22 protein-coding genes and 1 riboswitch are annotated in these 22,672 nt (G+C 71.8%); of the genes, 15 read left to right on the forward strand and 7 right to left on the reverse strand.

The annotated features are described in order from the left end of the window. The first annotated feature begins 5 nt into the window (after positions 1-5). The 4 genes from ABZS42_RS19270 (at position 6) to ABZS42_RS19285 (ending at position 2,642) form a co-directional block, all read left to right on the forward strand. Positions 6-839 carry an SAM-dependent methyltransferase gene (locus tag ABZS42_RS19270; protein ID WP_355147092.1) on the forward strand — a complete coding sequence of 278 codons (834 nt, stop codon included), beginning with the start codon at positions 6-8 and terminating at the stop codon, positions 837-839. 58 nt (positions 840-897) lie between these two features. Then, the gene (locus ABZS42_RS19275) at positions 898-1,341 is read left to right on the forward strand and encodes a VOC family protein (RefSeq protein WP_355147048.1); all 444 of its coding nucleotides are present in this window, start codon (positions 898-900) and stop codon (positions 1,339-1,341) included. Positions 1,342-1,454: 113 nt separating this feature from the next. Next, positions 1,455-2,159 carry a phosphatase PAP2 family protein gene (locus tag ABZS42_RS19280; RefSeq protein ID WP_355147050.1) on the forward strand — a complete coding sequence of 235 codons (705 nt, stop codon included), beginning with the start codon at positions 1,455-1,457 and terminating at the stop codon, positions 2,157-2,159. Positions 2,160-2,264: 105 nt separating this feature from the next. Further along, complete coding sequence (locus ABZS42_RS19285) at positions 2,265-2,642, forward strand: DUF2267 domain-containing protein (RefSeq protein ID WP_355147052.1); 378 nt, start codon at positions 2,265-2,267, stop codon at positions 2,640-2,642. A gap of 107 nt (positions 2,643-2,749) precedes the next feature. On the opposite strand, the gene ABZS42_RS19290 is transcribed toward ABZS42_RS19285, so the two are convergent. Continuing rightward, on the reverse strand, positions 2,750-4,318 hold the full coding sequence (locus ABZS42_RS19290) for a hypothetical protein (protein ID WP_355147054.1): 1,569 nt from the start codon (positions 4,316-4,318) through the stop codon (positions 2,750-2,752). 360 nt (positions 4,319-4,678) lie between these two features. Here ABZS42_RS19290 and ABZS42_RS19295 point away from each other — a divergent pair, with 360 nt between their 5' ends. Beyond that, positions 4,679-5,470, forward strand: a complete 792-nt coding sequence (locus tag ABZS42_RS19295; RefSeq protein WP_355147056.1) for a maleylpyruvate isomerase family mycothiol-dependent enzyme — start codon at positions 4,679-4,681, stop codon at positions 5,468-5,470. Between the two features lie 107 nt (positions 5,471-5,577). On the opposite strand, the gene ABZS42_RS19300 is transcribed toward ABZS42_RS19295, so the two are convergent. Continuing rightward, positions 5,578-6,633, reverse strand: coding sequence for a LacI family DNA-binding transcriptional regulator (locus ABZS42_RS19300; RefSeq protein WP_355147058.1), 1,056 nt, complete (start codon positions 6,631-6,633; stop codon positions 5,578-5,580). A 123-nt stretch (positions 6,634-6,756) separates the two neighbouring features. Here ABZS42_RS19300 and ABZS42_RS19305 point away from each other — a divergent pair, with 123 nt between their 5' ends. From ABZS42_RS19305 to ABZS42_RS19335, 7 genes are all read left to right on the forward strand, one after another. After that, positions 6,757-7,983, forward strand: coding sequence for an amino acid ABC transporter substrate-binding protein (locus ABZS42_RS19305; protein ID WP_355147060.1), 1,227 nt, complete (start codon positions 6,757-6,759; stop codon positions 7,981-7,983). A gap of 5 nt (positions 7,984-7,988) precedes the next feature. Continuing rightward, positions 7,989-8,876, forward strand: coding sequence for a branched-chain amino acid ABC transporter permease (locus ABZS42_RS19310; RefSeq protein ID WP_355147062.1), 888 nt, complete (start codon positions 7,989-7,991; stop codon positions 8,874-8,876). After that, positions 8,860-9,990 (forward strand): branched-chain amino acid ABC transporter permease, encoded by a 1,131-nt coding sequence (locus ABZS42_RS19315; RefSeq protein WP_355147064.1) that lies wholly within the window; start codon positions 8,860-8,862, stop codon positions 9,988-9,990. The genes ABZS42_RS19310 and ABZS42_RS19315 overlap by 17 nt, the downstream gene beginning before the upstream one ends. Continuing rightward, positions 9,987-10,724: an ABC transporter ATP-binding protein gene (locus ABZS42_RS19320; protein ID WP_355147066.1), complete on the forward strand. Its 738-nt coding sequence runs from the start codon at positions 9,987-9,989 to the stop codon at positions 10,722-10,724. The genes ABZS42_RS19315 and ABZS42_RS19320 overlap by 4 nt, the downstream gene beginning before the upstream one ends. Further along, complete coding sequence (locus tag ABZS42_RS19325) at positions 10,714-11,463, forward strand: ABC transporter ATP-binding protein (RefSeq protein WP_355147068.1); 750 nt, start codon at positions 10,714-10,716, stop codon at positions 11,461-11,463. The genes ABZS42_RS19320 and ABZS42_RS19325 overlap by 11 nt, the downstream gene beginning before the upstream one ends. 107 nt (positions 11,464-11,570) lie before the next feature. Beyond that, a complete protein-coding gene (locus ABZS42_RS19330; RefSeq protein ID WP_355147070.1) occupies positions 11,571-12,533 on the forward strand; it encodes a LamG-like jellyroll fold domain-containing protein in 963 nt (320 codons plus the stop codon). Positions 12,534-12,572: 39 nt separating this feature from the next. Further along, complete coding sequence (locus ABZS42_RS19335) at positions 12,573-14,669, forward strand: PQQ-dependent sugar dehydrogenase (protein WP_355147072.1); 2,097 nt, start codon at positions 12,573-12,575, stop codon at positions 14,667-14,669. Between the two features lie 82 nt (positions 14,670-14,751). Here ABZS42_RS19335 and ABZS42_RS19340 read toward each other — a convergent pair whose 3' ends face one another. After that, complete coding sequence (locus ABZS42_RS19340) at positions 14,752-15,786, reverse strand: LacI family DNA-binding transcriptional regulator (RefSeq protein WP_355147074.1); 1,035 nt, start codon at positions 15,784-15,786, stop codon at positions 14,752-14,754. Positions 15,787-15,998: 212 nt separating this feature from the next. Here ABZS42_RS19340 and ABZS42_RS19345 point away from each other — a divergent pair, with 212 nt between their 5' ends. Genes ABZS42_RS19345 through ABZS42_RS19355 form a run of 3 tightly spaced genes read left to right on the forward strand, consistent with a single transcriptional unit; the run spans position 15,999 to position 19,224 of the window. Beyond that, the gene (locus tag ABZS42_RS19345; RefSeq protein ID WP_355147076.1) at positions 15,999-17,150 is read left to right on the forward strand and encodes a Gfo/Idh/MocA family oxidoreductase; all 1,152 of its coding nucleotides are present in this window, start codon (positions 15,999-16,001) and stop codon (positions 17,148-17,150) included. Continuing rightward, complete coding sequence (locus tag ABZS42_RS19350; RefSeq protein ID WP_355147078.1) at positions 17,147-18,310, forward strand: dihydrodipicolinate synthase family protein; 1,164 nt, start codon at positions 17,147-17,149, stop codon at positions 18,308-18,310. The genes ABZS42_RS19345 and ABZS42_RS19350 overlap by 4 nt, the downstream gene beginning before the upstream one ends. Next, the gene (locus ABZS42_RS19355; RefSeq protein WP_355147080.1) at positions 18,307-19,224 is read left to right on the forward strand and encodes a sugar phosphate isomerase/epimerase family protein; all 918 of its coding nucleotides are present in this window, start codon (positions 18,307-18,309) and stop codon (positions 19,222-19,224) included. The genes ABZS42_RS19350 and ABZS42_RS19355 overlap by 4 nt, the downstream gene beginning before the upstream one ends. A 44-nt stretch (positions 19,225-19,268) precedes the next feature. Here the strand turns inward: ABZS42_RS19355 and ABZS42_RS19360 are convergent, their stop codons facing one another. From ABZS42_RS19360 to ABZS42_RS19375, 4 genes are all read right to left on the reverse strand, one after another. Continuing rightward, positions 19,269-20,012: an amino acid ABC transporter ATP-binding protein gene (locus tag ABZS42_RS19360; protein ID WP_355147082.1), complete on the reverse strand. Its 744-nt coding sequence runs from the start codon at positions 20,010-20,012 to the stop codon at positions 19,269-19,271. Beyond that, positions 20,009-20,788 carry an amino acid ABC transporter permease gene (locus ABZS42_RS19365; RefSeq protein WP_355147084.1) on the reverse strand — a complete coding sequence of 260 codons (780 nt, stop codon included), beginning with the start codon at positions 20,786-20,788 and terminating at the stop codon, positions 20,009-20,011. The genes ABZS42_RS19360 and ABZS42_RS19365 overlap by 4 nt, the downstream gene beginning before the upstream one ends. Positions 20,789-20,832: 44 nt before the next feature. Further along, complete coding sequence (locus tag ABZS42_RS19370) at positions 20,833-21,699, reverse strand: ABC transporter substrate-binding protein (RefSeq protein ID WP_355147086.1); 867 nt, start codon at positions 21,697-21,699, stop codon at positions 20,833-20,835. A 289-nt stretch (positions 21,700-21,988) separates the two neighbouring features. Continuing rightward, positions 21,989-22,100, reverse strand: a riboswitch (SAM riboswitch). Between the two features lie 390 nt (positions 22,101-22,490). Continuing rightward, positions 22,491-22,672 (reverse strand): Rieske 2Fe-2S domain-containing protein (locus ABZS42_RS19375; protein WP_355147088.1); only part of this gene is annotated, 182 nt, incomplete at its 5' end.

A 22,672-nucleotide genomic window follows, 5' to 3' on the forward strand; every position in this document is an offset into this window, starting at 1 on the left:
AGACGATCGTGTCGCACAGCGAGGCCACCGCCGGGCTCGAAGAGACCCCGCCATCCGGAGTGGACGCCCGAGTCCCGCACTCGGCGCGAGTGTACGACTGGTGGCTCGGTGGTAAGGACAACTTCGCCGCGGACCGGGCGATGGGCGCGGCCCTCATCGAGGCGATCCCCACCCTGCGCACCATGGCCAAGGAGAACCGGCGGTTCGTCCACCGGGTGGCCCGCTACCTGGTGGGCGAGGCCGGCATCCGGCAGTTCGTCGACATCGGCACCGGGATCCCCACCCGTCCCAACCTGCACGAGGTGGCGCAGGCGGTGGCGCCGGAGACCCGGGTGGTCTACGTCGACAACGACCCCATCGTGCTGGCGCACGCCCGGGCACTGATGATCAGCACCGCGGAGGGGCGCAGCGAGTACATCCACGCCGACCTGCGCGAGCCGGAGAAGATCCTTTCGGACGCCCGGCTCACCGAGACCCTGGACCTGGACCGGCCGGTGGCGCTCACCCTGATCGCGGTGCTGATGCTGCTGCGCGACAGTGACGACCCGGCCGGCAAGCTGCGTACGCTCATGGACGCCGTGCCGTCGGGCAGCTACCTGGCGATCACCCACCCGACCGGGGACTTCAACCCGGCCGAGATGAACGCCGCCGTCGCCGCGGCCTCCCAGGGCGGCATGACGCTGGTGCCGCGCACCCGCGAGGAGGTGCAGCGTCTCTTCGGTGGCTGGGAGCTGATCGAGCCGGGCATCGCCCCGGTGATGGGGTGGCGGCCGGAGGACGGGCACCCCGACGACCCGCACGCCGCGTACTACTGGGCCGGGCTCGCACGCAAGCCGTGAGGTGTGCCGGCGTCGTCGACGGGTACCCGCGCTGCCGGACGAGCTCCGGGAGGCGCGGATGGCGATCGAGGCGCCGGACTACTTCCGGCCGGAGAGCGGAGTGGTGCTCACCCACCTGCTGATCGTGCGGGACGTGGACCGCTCGCGGGAGTTCTACCGGCAGGTCCTGGGCGCGACGGTGGTGCGCGAGCGGCAACCGGCCATCCTGCGGTTCCACAACAGCTACATCGTGATCAACGACGAGGGTGGCCCGACCGACGACAAGCCGACGGTACGGGCCGAGGCCCCGGCGGACCCGGACGTGCTGAGCAGCGCGATGAACGTCCGCGTCACCGACGTTCGGGCGGTGTACGAGCAGTGGCGCTCCCGGGGCGGGGAGTTCCTGACCGAGCCGAAGGACCACGGCGTCGAGATCCGCTGCTACCTGCGCGACCCGGACGGCTACCTGATCGAGCTCGGCCAGGGCACCGGGATTCTGGCCGAGGCGGCCGGCGGCGAGTAGCCGACGCGGGACGCGTCCGGAGGCAATCCGTCGAGTACCGGCCGCGGCCGGTGTCGCGCGCGCTATTTTCGCACTGTCAGCCGGACATGCCCGGGGGTGGAGCGGAGAGGGCCATGCCAACGGGGACATCCTCGCGCCGCCGCCCACCCCGGCCGCTCGGTGTGCCCGTGCTCGCGCCGGTGCCCGGCGGCTGGTGGCTCGACGGGCTGCTGCTCGCCGCTTTCGCCGCGCTCACCGCGGCCCTGGTCTGGTGGCGGCCGTTGCTGCGGGTGGACATCGTCGTACGCGACTGGTGCGACCAGCACCGGCCTCCACCGGTGTCCACGATGATGTACGTCTTCGACCGGATCGGCCAGGGCGGCGCGCTCACCGCCGTGACCGTGCTGGTGTCGTTCTGGCTGGCCTGGCGCCACCGGTCGGTACGCCCGATCATCCCGGCCGGGCTCGCACCGATCATCAGCACCCTGCTGATCGTGGGCTTGAAGCGGTGGACCTCGCGGGGCGCCCCGCACCACGGCTCGGTGGAGATGTTCAGCGACGGGTGGGAGGAGTACTACCCCTCCGGGCACGTGAGCAACGGCATCGTCTACTTCGGCGTGCTCGCCATGCTGCTCGCGCCGTACCTGCCGGTGCTGGTCCGTCGGCTGCTGATGTGGGTGCCGGGCGTGCTCGTCTTCATCGGCACCACCTACCTCGGCTACCACTGGCTGACCGACAGCATCGGCGGCTACCTCCTCGGCCTCATGATCGTGCGGGTGCTCCTGCGGGTGCCGTGGCGGACGCTGCCGCTTCCCCGGTGGCTGGACCGCGCCCGCTGACCGGGCACGGGAGCCGCGGGCGGATGGCGAATGTCGCTCCCGTCCGCGTCCGCTGTGCCAGACTCGGTGGCGCGGGACCATCGGCGACCGGCGAAGGGGGACGTCGTGAAGTACCACGAGTTCGTGGCCACGGTACGTGAGCGCGGTGAGTACGCCAGCGCCGCCGAGGCCGAGGAGGCCATCCGGTCCGTACTCGTCGTGCTCGCCGCCCGCCTGACCCCCGACGAGGCGCACGACCTCGCCGCCCAGCTCCCGCACGGCATCGCCGAGATCATGGAGGAGGCGCACGAGCCCACGCTGCAACTGTCGGTCCAGGAGTTCCTGCAGCGCATCGCCGCCGGGACCGGGGCGACCAGCCGGACGGCCGAGTGGGACGCCGGCGCCGTGTTGTCGACGGTGGCGGACGCGATCAGCGACGGCGAGCTGAACGACCTGATGACCCAGCTGCCGTCGGGCTACGCGGCGCTCTTCGGCACGACCTGACGGCGGGGGAGCGAGCGCGTCTCCCAGCGGTCCTCACGCGCGGGCGGGTCGACGGGGACGCACCCCTTCGGCGCGCCCGCGCCGACCCACCCTTCGCCCGGCAGGACCTACGCCCGCTCGGGGACGATCACGTTGCCGGCTGCCGGGAGCTGCTGCTCGCCCGGCTGTGCCGGCATCGGGTGCCCGGCCTGTTCGACCGGAGCCTGCGTCTGCGCGGGCGCGGTCTGCTCGGCCGAGGGGTGCGCCTCCGGCTGGGCGGTCTGTTCGGCCCCGGAGTGCGGCTCGGCGGGTGCGCTCTGCTCGGCGGCGGGCCGCACCCGCGGCTCCTCGCCGGACGCGGTCGACGGCTCGACGTCCGCGTGCGCGGGCCCGCCGTTCGCCCGCCGCCGGCCCGACTCGCGCGCGGCCACCGTCGGATACTCGGCCGTCTCCGCACCGCCGGCCGCGGCCGCCATCACCGCCGCCGCGGCGAGGTCGGCGACCCGCTTCGCCTCGCGCTGCACCCGGGCGCGGACGTCCTTGGCGTGCCGTTCGGCGAGATCGGCGGCCCGGCGCGCCTCGTCGAGGCGCGACGCCTCGGCGGCGAGTTGGTGGCGGACCTCCTCCAGACGCCGCTGCGCCGTGCCCAGCTCGTGCTCCGCCGCCGCCTGCTCCTGGCGCGACCCGGCCAGGTCGCGCTGGGCGGTGCCCAGTTCGGACTCCACCTGGGCCAGCGCCTGCTGGCGTAGCGCGATCTCCCGCTGCAACTCGGTGAGCTGCTCGTGGTGGGCGATGGCCTGCTCGTCCGCCCGCTGCCGCACCTCCGTCGCGTACTGCTGCGCCTCGGCGATGAGCGAGCCGATGGTCTGCTCGGCGGCGTTGCGCTGGTTCTCGATCTCCCGCTCGGCGGTCGCCCGCTGCTCGGCGATCTCCTGCTCGGCGGCGGCCCGCCGCTCGTTGACGTCCCGTTCGATGTTGGCCTGCCACTGGGCCAGCTCCTGCTGGCTCTTGTTCCGGGCGGCCTGCAACTCCTGCTGGATCTGCGTACGGGCCGCGCGGGTCAGCGCCTCGGAGGCGGCCCGGGCCTGCTCGACCTGCTGCGCGCTCTGCTCACTGATCCGCTTCGCCTCCTGGCGGGCCCGCTCGTGTGCGGCCTCACCGTCGGCGCGCAGCTTCTCCGCCGCCTCACGGATCTCGGCGATCTCGGTCTCGACCGCCGTGCGGCGCTCCTCGTACGCCTTCTCCTGCTCGCTGCGGCGCGCGGAGAGCTCCTCCTCCAGTTCCTGGAGCGTCCGGGTGGCCCGTTCGCGTGCGTCGACCAGCGTCCGCTCCGCCTCGGCCTGCAGCTCCCCGGCGTGCTGCGCGGCGGCGTCGGTGATCGCCCCGGCCTGCTTCTCGGCCAGGGCCAGGATCTGGTCCACCATCGGGCCCAGATCGCGGAACGACGCGCGGTCGGGCTGGTGGGGGCGGTGGCGCAGCTCGGTCAGCTCCGTGTGCAGCTGCTGCATCTGGGCGGTCAGGTCCCGGACCTGACCGGTCACCCGGTCGCGGTCGGTGGTCAGCGCCGTGATCTGGGCGTCGAGTTGCTCGATGTACCGGTCGACCTGCCGCTTCTCGTAGCCGCGCAGAGTCAGCTCGAAGGTGGGCCGCGAGACGCGGTGATCGCGTACCGTGAACGGCTCTTCGCCGTTGGACATCCGACATCCTCCGTACGATCGTGCCGTCCCCACGGGGCATGGGGTCGCGCAACGCTACCGCCGTGCCGACGGAGGCCATCACCGACCCGGCGCTCCCCCGCGGGGCGCCCCGTCGTGCGTGGACATCCGTCGCCGTCCGGTGCGAGCCGCAAACGGTCGGTAGCCGACGGGCCACCAACGGTACCGACCTCGGCGTCTGCGGGCGCGTGCGGATCGAAGGCGTCGAGAGTAAAGCATGGGAAGGTCCGCAGCACCGCACGCGGCACCGAGGGTGCGCGGCATGATGGTCAGCGGTGCCGGTCACCGGCCAGCTCCGTAGGTCGCGGGGCGCGGCGGCGCCGAGCAATGAACAGGAGAGACATGTCTTCGATCGCGGACCAGACGATATCGGCCCTGCGTAGTGGGCACGACGCGCTCGTCGCGTTCGTCGGGAAGCTGAGCCAGGAGGACCTGGTCCGGCCCTCCGGTGCCAGCGACTGGCAGGTGTCGCAGGTGCTCAGTCACCTCGGCAGCGGCGCGGAGATCAACCTGGCGGCGGTACGCGCCGCGACGTCCGGCGGCACGGCGCCGGGCGGCGACTTCAACAAGTCGGTGTGGACCCGTTGGGACGCCATGTCCCCGGCCGAGCAGGCCGCCGGGTTCGTCGAGGCCAACACGCGGCTCGTCGAGGAGTACGAGTCGTTGGACCCGACGGCCCGGGCGGAGCTCCGGATCGACCTGGGCTTCCTTCCCGAGCCGGTGGAGGTCGCGACCGCGGCCCGGATGCGGCTCAGCGAGTTCGCCCTGCACCGGTGGGACGTCGAGGTCGGGTTCGACCCGTCCGCGACGGTGTCCGGGGAGGCGGTGCCGCTGCTGCTCGACAATGTGGGGATGCTGCTCGGCTGGGCGAGCCGGCCGGACGTACTCGGCGGACGGCAGGCGACCCTCACGGTGCGGCTGGACGACCCGTCCCGGGTGTTCGGGCTGCGGCTGGGCGAGCGGGTCGAGCTGACCGACGCGCCGGAGCAGCCGGACGGCGAGCTGGTGGCGCCGGCCGAGGCGTGGCTGCGCCTCACGGTGGGACGCCTCGGCCCGCAGTACACGCCGGAGAGCGTACGGCTGACCGGGCCGGTGAGCATGGACGAGCTGCGGAGCGTCTTCCCCGGCTTCTGACGCGTACGCCGGCCCCGCTGCACCCGCTGTCGTTGACTGCGGGCCGCTCATCCGGCTTGATCACGCACGGTCCTGGTTGTAGTGGCCTGACGGGGGAGTCGAGGCCACTACAACCAGGATGTCGCGGCTGGCACGCCGGGCGCCGGGCCGGTGGAGTCGCGGACCACGAGGGTGTGCCCGGTGGGGCGCCGACGCGGCCGGTTCGACCTGGGCTTGAGGGCCAGGGCCAGCGCCGTGCGCCCCATCTCGGTCATCGGCAGCCGGACGGTGGTGAGGCTGGGCGCCAGGTCGGCGGCGACCGAGACGTCGTCGAAGCCGACCACCGACACCCGCTCCGGCACGCAGATGCGATGGGCACGCAACACCGCGAGCACCCCCATCGCCATCGCGTCGTTGAGCGCGATGACGGCCGTCGTTTCCGGATGCTCGCCGAGGATCCGCTCGGCCGCGACCCGTCCGCCCTCCCGGGTGAAGTCGGTGTGCACCACCGGCAGTTCGGCGAGGTCCAGCCCGTGTCCGCGCAACGCCGCGGCGACCCCGGCGAGCCGGTCGGCGACGGTGGTGAGTCCCTCGGTACCGGCCGCCACGGCGATTCGCCGGTGCCCCAGCCCGAGCAGGTGCTCGGTGAGCGCCCGGCAGCCGGCCTCGTTGTCGGGCAGTACCGCGTCGGCGCCGAGTGAGTGCCGGCCGATGACCGCGACCCGTCCGCCGAGGCTCTGGTACGCGGCCAGCTCCGCCTTCGTCTCCGCCTCGACCCGGTTGTCGGTATAGCCGGAGCCGGCGATGAGGATGATGCCGACCCGCTGCGCGATGAGATGGCGGATCTGGCGCAGCTCGAAGTGCGGGTCACGCCCCGAGTGGCAGATCTGCACGAGCAGCCCCTGTTCCGCGGCGACCTCGATGACCCCGCCGGCGATCTCGGAGAAGTACGGGTCGTCCACCTGATGCACGACGAGGCCCACCGTCGAGCTAGCGCCTCCGGCGAGGGTGCGGGCGTACGGGTTGGCGACGTAGCCGAGTTCCTGGGAGACCCGCCGTACCCGTTCGGCGACCTCCGCGCTGACCCCGTCGCGGCCGGACAGGGCACGAGACGCCGTCGCCAGTGACACTCCCGCCCGCTCCGCGACGTCGACGAGGCGCAACCTCGAGCCAGGCTTGGGCATCAGCGACTCTCCCGAAACATCGATGTCGGCACAACTATCTATTGCCAGTGACGTAGGACACACCCTAGAGTACGGAAGCGCTTTCGCAAGCGCTTCCAGCCCGGAGCAAAGGAGCGTCCGAGCATGTCCACCCGGTTGACAAAGAAGAGATGGGCGACGGCGTTCGGCGCGACGATGGCCACCCTCGCGCTCGCCGCCTGCGGCGGAGGCGAGCAGGGATCGACCTCCACCGACGACGCGATCGTGGTCGGGATCTCACTGCCGCTCACCGGCGACTTCTCCGAGCCCGGAAAGGGTGTTCAGCGCGGCTACCAGGCCTGGGCGAAGATCGTGAACGACAAGGGCGGGCTGCTGGGCCGGCCGGTCGAATTGAAGATCCTCGACGACCAGTCCAACGCCGACCGCGTCGTCTCCGACTACGAACAGCTGATCGGCCAGGACCAGGTCGACGTCGTGGTCGGTCCCTTCTCGACCCGGCTCGTCGTACCGGCCGCCCGCGTCGCCGAAGAGTACGGGATGCTGTTCGTCGAGCCCGCGGGCGCGGCCGAGGAGGTCTTCGAGCAGGGCTTCAAGAACCTGTTCTACGCCGCCCCCGCCGTCGCGAACGACCACTACAACCACCTCGCCCAGTACCTCCTCGGCCTGCCGGCCGAGCAGCGGCCCACCACGGCGGCGTACGCGGCGATGGACGACCCGTTCGCGCAGGGCACGGCGTACGGGCTGAAGGAGAAGCTCGAAGCGGGCGGCATCCGCACCGTCGTCGACGAGGTGTACCCGCCGAACACCACCGAGTTCAGCGGCATCGCCGCGAAGATCGCCTCGTCGAAGGCGGACCTCGTGGTGGGCGGCTCGCAGTACCAGGACGGCGTCAACCTGATCGTCGCGCTCCAGCAACTCGCGTACCAGCCGAAGCTCGCCGCCTTCTCCACGGCCCCGACCAGCCCGGAGTTCGCCGCAGCGATCGGCAACAAGACCGAGGGGATACTGGCGCCGACCGGCTACACCCAGCAGGCGCCCTACCCCAGCAACGTCGAGTTCGTGCAGAAGTACACCGCCCAGTTCGGTACGCCGCCCGAGGAGGACGAGGCGAACGCCTACACCACCGGCCAGGTGGTCGCGGCGGCGATCACCGCGGTGGGCTGCGCGGAGCAGGGCGACTGCCAGCAGAAGCTCATCGAGTGGGTCCGCGGCAACACCGTCGAGACGGTCGTCGGCCCGCTGAGCTGGGACGCCACCGGCAAGCCGCAGGGCGCACACATGATCCAGCAGTGGGTCGATGGTGAGATCCAGATCGTGCTCCCGGCCGACGCCAAGGAGGCCGACATCGTCTACCCCAAGCCGGCCTGGTAAAGGCGATGACCTCCGGAGCGCTGATCTTCCAGAGCGTCGTCCTGGGCCTGCTCCTCGGCGGGCTCTACGCCCTGCTGGCCTCGGGCCTGACGCTCTACTTCGGCATCATGCGGGTGGTGATGATCGCTCACTCGGCGTTCCTCATCCTCGCCGCCTACCTGGCCTGGTGGTCACACACCCGGTTCGGCGTCGACCCGCTGCTCTCCCTGGTCCTCACGGTCCCGCTCTTCTTCGCCGCCGGGGTTCTGCTGCAACGTGGCCTGCTCTCCCGGCTGCGTCCCGCCACGCTGACCATGATGTCGGTGCTGCTGACCTTCGCCATCGCGGTCATCATCGAGGGGCTGCTCGGGTACGCCTTCACCGGCACCCAACGCCGCATCCGGCTCGGGTACGGCACGGCGAACCTCGAACTGTTCGGCGCGCGGATCGCGGTCGTCAAGCTCATCGCGTTCGGGCTCGCGGCGGCCGCCCTGCTCACTCTCTATCTGCTGCTGAAGCGCACCACGTTCGGTTGGGCGCTGCGCGCCACCATCCAGCACCCCGACGCGGCCCGGCTGGTGGGCATCGACACCAACCGGGTCGCCGGTCACGGCTTCGGCATCGGGCTGGCCACCGCGGCCGTCGGCGGTACCGCGCTGGCCCTGGACACCACCATCTACCCGTCGCTGCACTGGCACTGGATCGGGCCGCTCATGGCGATCATCGTGGTCGGCGGGCTGGGCAGCGTGCCCGGAGCCGCAGCCGCCGCCATGGTGCTCGGCCTAACCCAGAGCCTGCTACAGATCCCGCTCAACACCACCTGGGCGCAGACCGTCTTCTACCTCGCGCTCCTCGCCACGCTGGCGTTCCGCCCGCAGGGATTCTTCGGAGGCCGGCTTGCGCAGCGCTTCTGACCCGACCTCGACCACCACCGTCCGCCGACCGGTGGTCACCGCGACCCGGGCCGGCCGGGCCGCCCTGCTCGTGGCGCTCGTCGCGGCCGTGCTGTCGTTCCCGTCGCTGGCGCCGAACCCGTACATCCTCTCGGCCGGCATCCTCGTCCTGAACTACGCCCTGCTGTCGACGTCGTGGAACTTCGTCGGCGGCTTCACCGGCTACATCTCGCTCGGGCACGGGGCGCTCGCCGGGCTCGGCGCGTACGGCACCGGCCTGCTCGTCACCGAGGCCGGCCTGCCCAGCTTCCTGGCGCTCGGCGTCGCCGCCCTCGTCGTCGCGGCGCTCGCCGTGCCGATCGGGTACGCGGCGCTGCGGGTACGCGGCGCCTCGTTCGTCATCGTCTCGATCGCCCTGGTGCTGGTCATGCTGCTGGTGTTCCAGAGCTGGGCCTCGCTCACCGGCGGCTCGCGCGGGCTGACCGTGCCGCGCCCCTTCCCCGACCTGCTGCGTCCCGAGCATCACCGGGTCTTCTGGTTTCTCTTCGCCGCGCTGCTGGCGCTGGCGCTGCTGGTCTGGTGGCTGATCGACCGTTCCCGGTTCGGCCTCGGGCTCAAGGCGATCCGGGAGGACGAGGACAAGGCGGAGTCGCTGGGGATCCCCACGTTCGCCTACAAACTCGTGGTTTTCGTGGTGTCGGCCGGGTTCACCGCCGCCGCCGGCGGCCTGTACGCGCTCTGGTTCGGCGACCTCGACCCGGTCTTCCAGTTCTCCATCCTGACCGGCTCCTACCTGGTGCTCATGGCCCTGCTCGGCGGCGTGCGCACCCTCTTCGGGCCGCTGCTCGGGGCGCTGGTCGTCGGCACGGCGCTGGAGTACTTCAAGGTCTCGTACGGCAGCACCCCGCTGCATCTGGTCGCCACCGGCCTGCTGCTCGCCCTCGTCGTGCTCTTCATGCCCGACGGGGTGCTGCCGGCGGTCGCCGCCGGGATCGACCGGTTCCGCCCGGCGCGGCAGTCGATCCGTGAGGTGACCGCCGCCGAGCTGCGCGAGCAGCGCGAGGGCGCCGTGCGGGCGGAGACCGAGCTGGCCGCGACGCGCCCCGGCACACCGTCCACCAGGGAGCGAGCATGACCGACCAGGCGCTGTGGACCGAGAGCCTCACCAAGGCGTTCGGGGGTGTGGTGGCCCTCGACGACGCCAGCGTGGCGTTCCGGCACGGGCAGGTCAATGCGCTCATCGGGCCCAACGGCTCGGGCAAGACGACGTTCTTCAACTGCGTCACCGGCATGATTCGCGCCGACTCGGGACGCACCGTCTACCGGGGGCGGGACATCACCCGGGCCGCCCCGCACGCCGTCGCGCACGCCGGCATCGGCCGTACCTTCCAGCTCTGTCGGGTCTTTCCCCGCATGTCGGCGCTGGACAACGTGCTCGCCGCCGTACGCCCTGGCGGTCTGCTCGGTCGGTTGCGGGGCGCGCGCGGCCGGGCCGAGGTCGACCGGGCGCGCGGCTGGCTGACCCGGCTGGGCATCGAGCACCTCGTCGACGTCGAGGCGCGGAACATGTCCTGGGGGCAGCAGAAGCTGCTGGAACTGGCCGGCGTGCTGATGAGCGACCCGGAGACGGTCCTGCTGGACGAGCCGGCCGGTGGCGTCAACCCGGCCCTGCTCGACCGGATCGGCGGCCTGGTCCGGGAACTCAACTCCGAGGGCCGCACCTTCGTCATCGTCGAGCACAACATGGACCTGGTGATGAGCATCAGCGACCACATCGTGGTCTTCGACCGGGGGCGACCGATCGCCGAAGGGCCGCCGTCGGTCATCCGTTCCGACGAACGCGTGCTGGGGGCATACCTTGGCGTCTGAGATCGAACTCGCCGACGTCCAGGCCGGCTACGGGCGCGCCGCCCCCGTGCTGCGCGGGCTGTCCGTGGCGGTGCCGGCCGGGTCAATCGTCTGCCTGGTCGGCCCGAACGGCGCCGGCAAGTCCACCGTGCTCAAGGTGGCCAGCGGACTGCTCAAGCCCCGGTCCGGGCGGATCCTGGTCGGCGGCCGGGAGATGACCGGCCAGGGGCCGCAGGCGATGCTCGCCGCCGGCGTGGCGCACGTGCTGCAGGGACACAGCGTGTTCCGCGAGATGACCGTGGCCGAGAACGTGCTCCTCGGCGGCTACACGTTGCGGGACAAGGCGTTCGCCGCCCGCCGGGCCGAGTTCGTCAAGGAGCTGTTCCCGGTGGTGGCGCAGCGGTGGGGGAGCCTCGCCGGACTGCTCTCCGGCGGCCAGCAGAAGCAGGTCGAGTTCGCCCGGTCGCTCATGGTGGACCCGAAGGTCGTGCTGCTCGACGAGCCGTCCATGGGGCTGGATCCGAAGGCGACGGCCACCGTCTTCGAGCAGGTCCTCCGGATGCGGGACGCGGGCACGGCAGTTCTGCTGGTCGAGCAGAACGCTCGCCGGGCACTGGAGGCCGCTGACCTGGGCTGCGTCCTCGACCTCGGCCGCGTGCACATCTCCGGCCCCGCGTCCGAGCTGCTGGCGGATCCGCAGCTCGGCGAGCTCTACCTCGGCGGTCGGCCCGCCGGGCCGCCGGTCGTCCCGAAACGCTGACGCTCGTACGGCACCACCGCACCACCGACATAGCCAGGTCCGGCCGCTGCGGCAAGCGCTTACCAGGACCGGACCGCCGAGGTTCGTGGCACAGAGAGGTGTACGCGATGTCCAGAGCAGGACCCGTCGCCGCCGCCACCGCCGCCGTCGTGGCGGCCGGGGTACTGGCCGGCGTCGTGGCGCCACCCGCGTCGGCCTTCCGGCCGGGCCCGCGTGACGTCCACCCGTCCCTACGAGAGGATCTGGTCGCCTTCTACGACTTCGACCATCCGGTCCCCGGCGACGAGGCGCTCGAACGCGACCAGGGCCGCTCCGGCACCGAGATCGAGCTGGTGAACGGCGGTCCGGCGATGCGCGTGCCGGACCGCGCGTACGCCGGCAGTGGCCGCGCGTTGCAGACCCGGCAGGTCGAGCCGACGGTCGCCGGCGACGACGACTGGAAGGCCGGCATCTTCTCCGCCGGCGGGGTGCGTACGCTGCGCGCGTTCAACGCCGTCGGCGGCGCCACGGTGATGGGCTGGTTCAAGGTCGAGATGACCGAGCCGCTGCCCAACTCGAACACCGCCGACCCCGACGACCGTTACAACGCCATCGGGCTGGCCGGCGTGCTGACCGGCGACTCCGACGGGCACGGCGTACGCGCCCTGCTGGAACTCATCGACGTGAACGGGGAACTGCGGCTGGTCGCGCTCGGCCGGCGGCTCGACGGCGGCGGCTCCCAGACGTTCGCGACGGCACAGGACTGGCGCACCCTGCTGCCGGCCGGTCGGTGGGTGCACCTCGCCGCCACGTTCGACTTCAGCACCGGCGTGATGGCGCTCTACCGCGACGGCGAACCGCTGCCCGGCTTCTACACCCGTACCGACGACCCGTGGCTCGTCGGCGGACCGGGCCCGCACGTCACCACCGCCTCCGATCCGCGCGGCATCAAGATCGGCGGCAGCTATCCGCAGGACAACCGGGAGCAGAACCCGTGTGACTGCCGGATGGACTCGCTGATGTTCCTCGACCGTGTGCTCGACGCGCGGGAGATCGAGCGGCAGCACCGGCACATGACCCACGGACGCTGACCCGTCACCGTCCCCCGTCCCTCGAGAACGGAGTGACCCGTGCGCATCTTCCCTCGCCGCCCGCGCAGATCGGCGGCCACGGCGGCGCTCGCGACCGCCGCCCTCACCCTGTCGCTGGTGGCCGCGGCGCCCGCCCGCGCCGCCGACGCGATCTACGATCCGGTACCTGAGGCGCAGATCCAGAGTCGCCTCGGGCTGGTCCTCACCGAGTACGCCACGTTCCCGAAGTCCGAGCCGACGCCGGCGCCGACCGACGCGCGGCTCATGCGGCAGGCCCGGATCAACACCATCATGGAGTTCCCCGACGGCTCCGGCCGTCGCGCGGTGCCCGACCTCAACGGCAAGCTGTACGTCGTGGAGAACGGCGTCCCGCACGTCTACCTCGACGTCGCGTCGACCTTCGCGCCGAAGTTCTTCTCCGGCCGCGGGCTGGGCCAGGGCTTCGGCTATGTGGCCTTCCACCCCGACTTCAAGCGCAGCGGGAAGTTCTACACGATCCACACCGAGCAGGCGTCGCTCGCCACCGAGGTGCCGGACTGGTCGCAGACCGGCACGCTCTTCCACGGCGTCATCACCGAGTGGACGGCGAGCGACCCGGCGGCCGACACCTTCGCGGGCAGCCGCCGCGAGGTGCTGCGGATCGGTTTCGGCGGCCAGGTGCACGGCATCCAGGAGATCAACTTCAACCCGACGGCGAAGAAGCACGACCCGGACTACGGCATGCTCTACCTCGCCGTCGGCGACGGCGGGCTGGGCGTGCGCAACACCGATCCGCAGAACCTGGCCCTGCCGCACGGCAAGCTGCTGCGGATCGACCCGCTGGGCACCAACGCCGCGAACGGCCGGTACGGGGTTCCGCCGTCGAATCCGTTCGTCGGGCGGGAGGGGGCGCTCGGTGAGATCTACGCGGTCGGCTTCCGGGACCCGCACCGCTTCAGCTGGGACCGGCAGACCGGCCGGATGTACCTGGGTCACATCGGCGAGCACGCCATCGAGTCGATCTACGAGGTGCGTGCCGGAGACAACTTCGGCTGGAGCGAGCGGGAGGGGGCGTTCGTCTTCGACAAGACCTCGACCAGTCCCTGCGACAAGCTCTTCCCGCTCCCCGCGGACGACGAGCAGTACGGCTACACGTACCCGGTGGCCGCGTACGACCACGACCCGGCGGCCGGCTGGAACTGCACCTCCGACGTGGGCGTCGCGGTGGCCGGCGGGTTCGTCTACCGGGGCCGGGACGTACCCGCGCTGCGTGGCAAGTACGTCTTCGGTGACCTGGTCGACGGCCGGGTGCTGTACACCGAGGCGAAGCAGATGCGGCGGGGGGAGGGGCTCGCCCCGATCCACCGGCTGGCGCTCTTCGACGCCGCCGGCACCCCGGTACGGATGCAGGACCTCTCCGCCCCGGGCGCACCGGGCGACCCGAACCGCGTCGATCTGCGCTTCGGCACCGACGCGCAGGGCGAGCTCTACATCCTGGCCAAGGCGAACGGGAAGATCTGGAAGGTGACCGGTACCCGGGAGTTCGCCGGCGGGCGGCCCGGTACGACGAAGGTCCGGGACACGATGCGTCCGGCCAACTGGGCGCCCGTCACCCCGTCCAAGTGGCAGTTCACCGGCAAGGAGGTCGTCCTGGCCGAGGCGGGCGTGCAGCGGCCCGGCCCGCGCCGCCCGTTCGAGTACGCCGTGCTCACCGCCGGTCCGGCCTTCGGCGCGGTGGACATCACCGCGAAGGTGCGGCTGGACACTCCGGTCGAGGTGACCAACCGTGACGTGATCATCGTGTTCGGTTACCGCTCGGACACGGAGTTCTACTACGCGCACCTGTCGACGGACAACACGATCCTGCCGCACAACGGCATCTTCAAGGTCGACAACGCGGATCGGGAGCGGATCGACTACCAGTGGAACGGTCGCTCCCGGGGTGCCGGACCGGCCGTCGTGGACGACGACTGGCACAGCGTCCGCGTCCGGCACCTGCCGGCCACCGGCGAGATCGCGGTCTACGTCGACGGGTCGAAGGACCCGCTGATGACGGCCCGGGACACCACGTTCGGTTCGGGTCGGGTGGGCTTCGGCTCCTTCGACAACGTCGGTCGGCTGCGTGACCTCACGGTCCGCGGCACTCCGGCGGCCTGACCGCCCGTCCGGGCGGCGAGGCTCTTGTTGATCAAGAGGTTGGCGGAGTTCGTGGAGATCGTCACGGCCGCCGACCTCTTGATCAACGGGGTGGTGGCAGGCGGGGTGTGCTGGCGCGCAGGACGACCTCGCCGGCGACGCGGTGCACGCGGGGGCGTTCCACGCCGTCGTCGAGGGCGAGCCGGACCGCGAGCGCGCCGATCTCCTCCAGCGGGATCCGCACGGTGGTCAGCCCCGGATTGACGTCGCGGAGAGTGGCGATGTCGTCGAACCCGGCGATGGCCATCCCGGTGGGCGGGTCGATTCCCCGGTCACGCAGCGCAGCCATCGCGCCCACCGCCATCACGTCGTTGACGGCGAAGACGCAGCTCACGTCGGGGTCCCGGTCGAGCAGCTCCCGCATCGCCGCGTAACCGCCGTCGCGGGTGAACGGACCGGGTACGACGTGCTCCGGGTCGAGCCGGCCGCCGTGCCGGGTCAGCGCTTCCCGGAACCCGGCCACCCGCTCGGTCGCCGTGAGCAGTTCAGTGGGTCCGGCGAGCACGGCGAACCGCCGGTGCCCGAGCTCGTGCAGGGCGCGGCCGAGGTCTTGTGCGCCGGCGTGGTTGTCGATCGAGATGGTGTCCACCGGGAGGCGGGGCTGGCTGACGGCCACCGCCCGGCCACCCTCGGCCTCGAACGCGGCGAGTTCCTCAGCCAGCTGGTCGGTGGCCGCCCGGTCGTCGGTGCGGCTGCCGACCACGATGACCACGCTGGCCCAGTGTCGGCGGAAGGCCCCCACGTAGTCGGTCTCGGCACCCGGGCGCCGTTCGGTGCTCGCCATGGTGACCAGCAGGCCGTGCGCCTCGGCCTCGCGCATCACGCCTGCGGCGACGGCGGAGAAGTAGGGGTCGGCGATGTCGTGCAGCGACAGGCCGACGATGTTGGTGCGACCCCGGGCCATCGCCTGGGCGTGCGCGTTGGGGGAGTAGCGCAGCTCTGCCGCGGCCCGCAGCACCCGCTCGCGCAGCTCCTCGCCGACGACCCGGTTGGCGCTGCCGTTGAGGGCGCGGGACGCGGTGGCCAGCGAGACGCCGGCGCGCCGAGCCACGTCGTGCAGCGTGACGGAACCGGTCACGACACCGTCCTTCCCGGTGGACGCCGGTCGGAAATCGTCCGCCGCCAGCCTAGGAACCGGCCGATCGCGCCGTCAAACCCCGATGACCTGCGCCTTTTTCATTTGCGGCGATCGACCGTATTCGGCGCTGGCCGGCCGATCTGGACGGGGCTTGCACCGGCGGCTCGCTCTGCCATACCGTCTCGGTAAGCGCTTTCCCAAGGAGGTCGTCGATGGCCGCTCGCAAGCTCGGCGTGGTTATGAACGGGGTGACCGGCCGAATGGGCTACCGGCAGCATCTCGTCCGATCCGTCCTCGCCATCCGGGAGCAGGGCGGCGTTGCGCTCTCCGACGGCACCCGGGTGCAGCTCGACCCGCTGCTGGTCGGGCGGAACGCCACCAAGCTGCGCGAGATCGCGGAACGGCACGACCTGCCCCGATGGACGACCGACCTGGACGCCGCGCTGGCCGACGCCGACTACCCGGTCTACTTCGACGCCCAGTCGACCCAGGTCCGGGAGAAGTCGCTCATCAAGGCGATGGACGCCGGCCGGCACGTCTACGCCGAGAAGCCCAGCGCGGAATCGCTGACCGCCGCGCTCGAACTCGCCCGGCACGCCAGCCGGGCCGGCGTGAAGAACGGCGTGGTGCACGACAAGCTCTACCTGCCCGGCCTGGTGAAGCTCAAGCGGTTGGTCGACAGTGGCTTCTTCGGCCGCATCCTGTCCGTACGCGGCGAGTTCGGCTACTGGGTGTTCGAGGGCGACTGGCAGCCGGCCCAGCGTCCCAGCTGGAACTACCGGGCCCAGGACGGCGGTGGCATCGCGCTGGACATGTTCCCGCACTGGAACTACGTGCTGGAGAACCTCTTCGGTCGGGTACGGGCGGTCACCGCGCGGGTGGTCACGCACATCCCGCAACGGTGGGACGAGCAGGGCCAGCGATACGAGGCGACCGCCGACGACGCCGCGTACGCCATCTTCGAGCTCGACGACGGAGTGATCGCCCAGATCAACTCGTCCTGGGCGGTCCGAATCAACCGTGACGAACTGGTGGAGTTCCAGGTCGACGGCACCGAGGGCAGCGCGGTGGCCGGGCTGCACCGCTGCCGGGCGCAGCACCGGACGGTCACCCCGAAGCCGGTGTGGAACCCGGACCTCGCGGAGACCCGGCGCTTCCGCGACCAGTGGCAGGAGGTGCCCGACAACGCGCTGCTCGACAACGGCTTCAAGGTCCAGTGGGAAGAGTTCGTGCGGCATGTCGTCGAGGACGCGCCGAACCCGTACGACCTGCTCTCCGGCGCCCGCGGGGTGCAACTCGCCGAGGCCGGGCTCCGCTCCTCGCGGGAGGGGCGCCGCGTCGAGCTGACCGAGTTGACGGCATGAGCGCCTCGGTGCGGTTGCCCCGCTCCGACGGGACGGTGGAGGAGCGGCGGCTGGCCGAGCCGGCCCGGTGGCCGCGGCCGTCCGGGCCGATCACCTCCCGGGTCGCCTTCGCCGCGGCGCACGTGGTGGCCGACCCGCTGGGCGACAACACTCCCGGCGCACCGGCGGCCCTCGACTGGGAGGCCACCCTGGCGTTCCGCAGGCACCTCTGGTCGTACGGCCTGGGGGTGGCCGAGGCGATGGACACCGCCCAGCGTGGCATGGGTCTGGACTGGGCCAGCACCCGGGAACTCATCGCCCGCAGTGCCGAGGCCGCCCGGGAGGTGGGCGGCCGGATAGCCGCCGGCGCCGGCACCGATCACGCCCCGGCCGACCTTGGCTCCCTCGATGCCGTCACCGCCGCCTACTGCGAGCAGATCGAGGTCGTGGAGGCCAGCGGTGCGCAGGTCATCCTGATGGCGAGCCGGCAGCTCGCCCGGCTGGCCCGGGCCCCCGAGGACTACGCCGAGGTCTACGGGCGCCTGCTCGAACAGGTCTCCGGCCCGGTGATCCTGCACTGGCTGGGACCGATGTTCGACCCGGCGCTGCACGGCTACTGGGGCTCGCCGGAAGTGCCGGCCGCCACCGACGCGTTCCTCGGCCTCGTCGGGCAGCACGCGGGCAAGGTCGACGGCGTCAAGGTGTCACTGCTCGACGCCGGACACGAACGCGGACTGCGGGCCGCCCTGCCGGCCGGTGTCCGGCTGTACACCGGCGACGACTTCAACTACCCGGAACTGATCCGTGGCGACGGGACGCACCACAGCGACGCCCTGCTCGGCGTCTTCGCCGCCATCGCACCGGCCGCCTCGGCCGCGCTCCAGGCCCTCGACGCCGGCGACCTGCCGCGTTACGACGAGACGTTCGCGCCGACGCTGCCGCTGGCCCGGCACATCTTCACCGCGCCGACCTGGTACTACAAGACCGGGATCGCGTTCCTCGCCTGGCTCAGCGGTCACCAGCCCGGCTTCACCATGGTCGGCGGACTGCAGAGCGCCCGATCCGTGCTCCACCTCGCCGAACTGGCCCGGCTCGCCGACGACGCCCGGCTGCTGCCCGATCCCGACCTCGCCGCCGCCCGCCTGCGGGCGTTCCTCGACGTCGCCGGAGTGCCGCGATGACCGGCCGGCCGGCTCGGTCCACCGTGCCCGCCGTCGACGTCCCCTCCGGCCGGCCCGCCGAGGTGCCGACACCGGCACCCGGCGACGCGCGGCTCGCCCGACTGTCGTTGAACCAGAAGACCACCGAGCGCTGGTCGGTCGCCGAGGCGGTCGCCGGCTGCGTACGGGCCGGCCTGCCGGCGGTCGGGCTGTGGCGCGAGCCCGTCCAGCGGATCGGCGCGCCCGCCGCCGCCCGTCTCGTGGCGGACGCCGGCCTGCGGGTCTCCTCGCTGTGCCGGGGCGGATTCCTCACCGCCGCCGACCCGGCGTCGCGGCGGCCCGCGCTCGACGACAACCGGCGCGCCATCGACGAGGCGGCGGAGCTGGCCGCGGCCTGTCTCGTCATGGTGGTCGGCGGCCTGCCGGAGGGCTCGCGGGACCTGGCCGGGGCCCGCCACCGCATGGCCGACGGGATCGCCGAACTGGCGCCCTACGCGGCCGAGCGGGGCGTACGGCTGGCCCTGGAACCGATGCACCCGATCTTCTGCGCCGACCGCGGGGTGCTCTCCACCCTCGGGCAGGCGCTCGACCTGGCCGAGCGGTTCCCCACCGAGCAGGTCGGGGTGGTGGTCGACACGTTCCACGTCTGGTGGGACCCGGACGTGCTCGGCCAGATCGATCGGGCCCGGGGCCGTATCGCCGGCTTCCAGGTCTGCGACTGGATCACCCCGCTGCCGCCGGACACCCTGCTCTCCCGGGGCATGATGGGCGACGGGCACATCGACTTCCCGCTGCTGCGCCGGGCCGTCGAGCGGGCCGGCTACCCCGGCGACGTCGAGGTGGAGATCTTCAACGCCGACGTCTGGGCGGCCGACCCGGACGACGTCCTGTCCACGGTGGCCCGCCGCTACGTCACGCACGTGCTGCCCGACTGAACGGTCGACACGGGAGCGGCCGACGGTACGCGTGACCCCGTGGCTCAGAGCACCTGGGCCAGGAACCGGCGCAGTCGGGGGTGCTCGGCCGCCTCGAAGACGGCGGCCGGCTCACCGGCCTCAAGCACCACGCCGTGGTCCATGAAGGCCACCGTGTCGGCCACCTCCCGGGCGAAGCCCATCTCGTGGGTCACCACCACCATCGTCATGCCACCGGAGGCGAGGTCCGCCATCACCCCGAGCACCCCCTTGACCAGCTCCGGGTCCAGGGCGCTGGTCGCCTCGTCGAAGAGCATCACCTGCGGCTGCAACGCCAGCGCGCGGGCGATCGCCACCCGCTGCTGCTGTCCGCCGGAGAGATGGCCGGGTCGCGCGTCCGCCTTGGCGGCCAGGCCGACGAGTTCCAGCTGGGCGCGGGCGATCGACACCGCCTCATCCTCGGGCAGCTTCCTGATCCGGCGCAGCGCCAGGGTGACGTTGCGCAGCACGCTCATGTGCGGAAACAGGTTGAACTGCTGGAAGACCATGCCGATCCGCTGGCGCAGGGCGTCCGGATCGTCGGCCAGCACGCTGCGCCCGTCGAGCAGCACGTCGCCGCGGTCCGGCTCGATGAGCCGGTTGATCGTCCGCAGCAGCGTCGACTTGCCGGAGCCGGACGGCCCGATGACGCAGGCCGTCCCGCCGCGGACCACATCCAGGTTGGCACCGCGGAGCACCCGGTTGGGCCCGAAGGCCAGGTGCACATCGCGTACGGCCAGGCTGACCGAGGTACTGGTGGCGGCGGTCATCGCCCGCTCCTTCCCGCCGCGCCCGGCAGTGCCAGGTCGGCGTCGTCGATCTCGTCGGTCGGCTGTGCGACGGGCCGGCCGTGGCGCAGCCGGGCGTCGATCGCGTTGACCACGTGGGTCAGCGGCACGGTCAGCACCAGGTAGAACAGGCCGGCCAGCAGCAGCGCCGACTCGTTACCGGTGGTGGCCGCGTAGTCCTGCCCGATCCGGAACAGCTCCCGCTGGCTGGCCACCAGGCCGAGGAAGTAGACCAGGCTGGAGTCCTTGATCAGCGCGATGAGCTGGTTGACCCAGGCCGGTAGGACCCGGCGTACGCCCTGCGGGATGATCACCACCCGCATCGCCTCAGCCCAGGAGAAACCCAACGCGCGGGCACCCTCCAACTGGGTCGCCTCCACCGACTGGATGCCGGAGCGGAAGATCTCTCCGATGTAGGCGGCGGCGATCAGGGAGAGCGCCAGAATGCCCAGCGGGTACGGGTTCGGCCCCCACACCTGCATGCCGAACGGCGCCAGGCCGACGCCGATCAGCAGGATCGTCGCGGCAGCCGGCAGCCCCCGGAACACGTCGGTGTAGACCCGCGCCGGCCAGCGCAGCCACCGGGTACGGGAGATGCCGGCGACGGCCAGCAGCATGCCCAGCACCGAGCCGAGCAGAGCGGCGGAGACCGCGAGGAGCAAGGTGTTGGGCAGCCCGACGGTGATCATCTCGGGCAGCGCCTCGCGCATCGAATCCCAGTCGAAGAACGTCTCCCATAGGGTCCGCAACGGATCCATCTCTCGTCTCTCCTACCGCTCCGCTCGGTCGTCTCGCCGTACTGTCAGGACGCGGCCGACGCGGACGCGGTGGGCGCCGCCGGGACCGCCACGGTGCCGCTGCCCGGCTTGAAGTCCGCCGGGATCGGCCGGCCCGGGTAGTACTGGGCCTGGAGCCGGTTCCACGTGCCGTCGGCGATGACCTCGTCGAGGCCCTTGTTCAGCGCCTCGCGCAGGGCGTCGTTCCCCTTCGCCACCGCGTACGCCGTCGGCGCGGGGCTGAGCAGCTTCGCGGCCACGGCGATCTTCCCGCCGCTGTCCGCGGCCGACGTCTCGCCGATCTCGGCCGGAGCGATCCAGGCGTCCGCGGTACCGGCCTTGAGCTGGTTGATCGCGCCGTTGTAGTCCGGTACCCGTACCGGGTCGAGTGCCTTGCCGCTGGCGTAGTCGTCCTGGACGGTGCCCTGCACGACGACGACCCGCTTACCGGCGAGCTCGTCGAAGCTGTGGATCGGCGAGCCGGCCGGTACGTCGAGTCCGAAGTAGCCGAAGTCGTAGCCGTTACCGAAGTCCACTGTCTTCTTGCGGGCCTCGGTGATGGTGATCGACGAACTGCCGACGTCGAACTTGTGGTTGTTGACCTGGGCGAGCAGCGCGGAGAAGTCGGTGCCGACGAACTCCACCTTCAGGCCGATCTTCTCGGCGACCGCGGTGAGCAGGTCGTTGTCGAAGCCGGTGAACTTGCCGTCCTTCAGGTACACGTTCGGCGGGGCGTCGCTGAGCGTGCCGGCCCGCAGCACGCCCGGCTGGAGCAGGTCGTACGGGTTGTCCGCGCCGGACGAGGCGTCGTCGCCGCAGGCGGTGAGGGCGGTGGCACCGAGGATCGCGGCCGCGCCGACGGCGACCAACCGGGTCAGGGAAAGGAATCGCACAGGTGTCTCCGGATGTCGGTATTCGGCGGAGCACGGACGCGCGCCGCCGACGGCGCGCCGCAGGGGCACGCCGCTGGAGGGTTCGGGCTGGCGGGAGAGTGTGCGGTCAGCGCCGCGCGCCGGCAGGACAGCCGGCGCTGCACACCAACATCATGTCGACGTGCCGACGCCGGGTCAGCGCCGGCGATTCGGGCCGCCGGACGGACGCGTCGGGCACGGTGAGGCCGACTGACGGAATGGTGTGGTGGAACGACATTGGCTCTCCCGGGTCGTTGCTGACCTGGGGACCAGGCCACGCTTGCACCGGATTCGCTCCGGTGCCCGGTCTTCACCCGGGGCACCCCACCGCGGAGGAGGGTTGCCGGCCAGCAAGCCGGGGCTTGACGCTGGCGCTCATGACCTGCGCAAGAGGTTAGCAGCCCGGTACGGACAGTCGTCCAGCCGTTATGACCACGCTCACGCTCGCCGCCTGGAACGGCCCCCGGCCGTGGCGGCAACCGGTTGCCGTTCCCGCCGCGGGCGAGCGCTGCCCGGGCCGGCCCGGTCGGGCCACGGCACACCGTCGTCCGCTGCCAGCGTGCCGGCTGCTACGCCAACTACCTGACCGGTTCAGATGCCGGCTTCGTTGGCTTAGAACCGGTGGTCTTCGCGCCAGCCGCCCTGTCCCATGCCGATCTGCTGGTAGCCGGCGACGAACTCCGGAGCGGGCCAGCAGCAGGAAGAAGATGTTGAGGAAATGGGTGACGATCACCCAGAGCGGGAAGAAGCTGGGCACGCCGGCCTTGCTGTGGTCAGGGCAGTGCGGCCTCCAGCACGCCGTTGGTGATCCGCGTGGGCAGCACCTGCTGGTCGGTGCTGGCGGGGCCGTGTACGACCTTGCCGTCCTTCAACTGGAAGGTGCTGCCGTGCCAGGGGCAGACGACGCAGGCCTGCCCGTCGACCTGGATCATCGTGCCCTGCCCGAGCGGCCCGC

The organism is Micromonospora sp. NPDC005367 (genome assembly GCF_040606825.1).
GTDB lineage: Bacteria > Actinomycetota > Actinomycetes > Mycobacteriales > Micromonosporaceae > Micromonospora.